This window comes from Phaeobacter sp. SYSU ZJ3003 (assembly GCF_041300735.1).
Lineage (GTDB): Bacteria > Pseudomonadota > Alphaproteobacteria > Rhodobacterales > Rhodobacteraceae > Phycobacter > Phycobacter gallaeciensis_A.
Genome location: NZ_PXNU01000112.1, coordinates 1 through 3,410, shown reverse-complemented (window position 1 = coordinate 3,410; position 3,410 = coordinate 1). Strand labels below are relative to the sequence as shown.

The 3,410-nt window shown below is 59.8% G+C and carries 1 protein-coding gene; it reads right to left on the bottom strand.

The window, feature by feature from the left end; all coding sequences use genetic code 11:
• Nucleotides 1-393: 393 nt before the first annotated feature.
• The gene (locus tag C6W91_RS20820) at nucleotides 394-3,396 is read right to left on the bottom strand and encodes an OmpA family protein (RefSeq protein WP_370571566.1); all 3,003 of its coding nucleotides are present in this window, start codon (nucleotides 3,394-3,396) and stop codon (nucleotides 394-396) included.
• Nucleotides 3,397-3,410: the final 14 nt, after the last annotated feature.

The following is a 3,410-nucleotide window of genomic DNA, read 5'->3' as shown; positions in this document are numbered from 1 at the left end:
CGCATAACCATGAAATCCGCAGCGTCGCCCGAAACGCTTTTCAACATCGATCGGGACATTCCCGGCAACTGGCCCTTCCTCTGAGATATGCGCAGAAGTTGGTGACGTCTGATCAGGCGGCAGCTCGAAGTTGGCGGAGGCCGTCGCGGAACTCAACCCCCTGGATGATCTCGGCAGTCATGGCAAGCCACCTGATCAAAGCCGCCATCCACGTGAAGAGGTACGACTTGAGTTGCGCGTTGCGGTGTGCCTTTGCAATGCAGGCTGAAATGTTGCCGCGCGTAGTGCGGAGCCTGCCTATGCTAAGAAATCTAGAGTGAAACCTCCAGCTCACGTTCTGGAGCGGCTATATTTCTGCCGCTCCAGAGCGTCTCTCATAACTCTCGTTTCAGATTAGAAGTCGAGATTGTACGCCATTCCAACGCCAGGGCGACCGTCTTGCGTCACTCGCGCAGCTCCTTCGAGGGCGCCCGCCGCGAGCGCCTGTGTGAAGGAGAGCGACACACCATAGCTGTCGCGGGCGCGGGTGTGTTCGCCAGTCAGCGCCAGTTCATAACGGCTGGCGCTGGCTGCGACCTCGTGTGCAAGGCGCAGATCCAACCCATAACCACATTCGGTGTCCTGCTGGCCGATGGCCCGCTCGCACAACAGGCGGGGAGCAGCCATGAGCGTCGCGGGGCGACCGGGCAGAAGATCGTCGAACTGCAACTCGGAGAAAAGCTTGAGCCCCGAGACAGAGGATAGACGAAGGCCGGTTGCATTAGAGATGGCCCCCTGACTGACCGCTACCTCCACAGAGCCACCCGGAGACCAAGCCACATCCAGCCCGACCCGCGGTGTCAGCGGGTAATTGCCCAGGTGGGTTTGCCCCGATAGGGCAACCCCCATGAACAGGGCCGTATAGTCGTAGTGACCTGTTGCAGATATCACTCCGCCCACCCGGCCGAAGGCAAGGTCGAACCGATGCCGTCCGGCAGCCGCACCAAAGTAGTAGTCGAGGAACAAATTGCTGTCGAAGCGTCTGGCTCCGTACAGACCTGCATTCAGACCAAAGCCACGGATGGTGCCATCGGCGAGTCCGGAGACATCATTTGAGGTTGCGTATGCGCCCAGGAACCACCCGGACAAATGGTCGTCGCTTATGAAGCGTTCGCTGCGTTTGGACAACTGGAACATACTTTGGTTCATGCCGTTGCTGTTGCGCAGGTGGCTGAAGCTACCCGATAGAATGGTCCAGCCATCGCGCGCGCAATTTCGCCGCTCCTGCAAATAGTTGCCATCAATGCTGCCGCTCGAACCGTTTATATCGACATTCATGCCATCATCAGTCGTGACGGTGTCCGCACAGGTGGCATCGGTGATCAGACGGCCTGACGAAACCACTCGGATCCGGTTTTCCGTGTCACCCTCGGTCCCGGCCTCGCCGCCCGGGAGCCGGAAAGGCAGGGCCTGCAGGCGCTCACGGATGATGCCCCTCTGGCGCAGGCCCGCGATGACGCTGTTGGCGCGTGCCTGGCTCAAGTCGTAACCATCTCGCGGGCCGGAGGCGGGATCTACGTAGCCATGCACAGCGAAAGCGATTTCTTCGCAGCGTTCCATGACCCGCGCGACCCTATCAAGGGTTTGGTCGGCCTCTTTCGGCAGCTTTGCCGAGCCTGTTGCAAAGGACACCGGCTGCCGCTTGAAGATCCGGTCTACCTCGGCTGCACAGACCGTGTGGCTATTCATCCTAAGCCGAGCCAGCGCGTTCTTTGCATAGCCAGACATGATCTGCCCCTGCTGCGTCATGGTCGCGGCAAGATCGTCCTCCAGCACCTGCCGCAGGTCTTCCTCAATCTCCTTGAAGAGGCGCCCGAGGGGGATGTGGTTATTGACGATCTGGCGCGAGTTCGCACCGATCAGGAATCTGGTGAAGTATTTCCGGGTCTGCGCTGCTGTCGGTGCGCTGTCATAGGGCACAACTTCGTACACATCAGTCGCCGGTGTGCCCGGATTCAGCACTCCCTGTTCACGCCCCTCGGGCGCGGGCTCGCTCATATAGCCGGGGGCGCCGGTGATCTGAATCTGGAACTCCCGCCCTGCCAGCGTGGTACAGGAGACGGCCAAATCGAACCGATAGCGGCCATCACTTCCGGTCGTCTGGGGCTGTTGCCCAGCTGGGAAGCAGGAGGCTGGCAGCACCGTACCGGTGGCATCCGCGAACTGCAGCGAGACCCCCGAAATCGGGCTGAGAGTATCGGTGTCATACACGACGCCCCGCGGGTCGATGAAGAGTATGCTGATCTCCGCCGTCTGAGGTATGCCTGCCAGGTTCTCGACATAATAGCGAACACTCGCGCTCGATCCGGTGAAGCCAGGTTCGGGCGTAAAGGTCACCTCGCCGGTTTGCGTATCGACCGACCAGCTTCCCTCACCAGGCACGGTCAGGCTGGAAACAGGGTTGTTGTTGTCATCAAGGAGACGGACGGAAGAGGCAACCAGTTGCCCTGCGTTGCCATCCGCATCATTCAGAAGCGGATTCACTGTCACTGGCCCGCTGGGATCCTGGCCAACAATCTCATCGTTTTCAGCCACGAGATCGTCAGAGGTGGCCACCCCAAGATAATCGATCAGGACCTCAGCAGGATTCGACACCGGAACATTCGATGAGGTGATGACATATTCCACGGCGGTTGGGTCGCCAAAATAACCCGCCGCCGGTGTGAAGCGGATTTTGTTGTTGACGCCGACCTTCCAGACACCTTCTCCGGCCACCGTCATCTCCGTGACAAATGCCCCGTCATCGGTCACCAACATAACGGTCGGTGTCATGGCAGAAGCGTAGCTGTCATTTTCGAGCACGGCGACTTTTCCGGGTTGGCCGAGTTGATTGCCATAACTGGCATCGTTGCGCGCCAGAGGCTGAAGCAGGGAAACCGTCGGATCATCACCCGCGTCACCGGTGCCGGTCGTCCCGTCATCGGTCACGTCTGTCACGGCCTCTCCGGTCGGCGGTGTGCCGGAAACCGTGGCTGAGTTCGACAATCCGCCCGCATCGATATCCGCTTCTGTCAACACATAGGTTGCCGTGAATGACGCAAACTCACCGGGGGCAAGCGTCCCGCTGTGTTCCGGAACCAGGGTGAAATCCGAAGCGGAGAAACCAGTCACCGTCGTCAGGTTTGTCACCCCTCGGCTGAGAGTGTCACTTTCAATGCCGACATTTGTCAGGGTCACGTTGCCGCTGTTTGTTGCGGTGATGGTGTAGGTCAAGACATCCCCGGCGCTCATGCCACCTGAAGCGTCCGTATCAGAGCTCAGCACCACGGTTTTCACGCCATTGATCGACGCTGTGCCTTCAAGATCCACCACGGTCGGCGTGTCATTGTCGCCCGCCGTGCCCGAGGTATCGCTCACGTCATCGGTGCCCG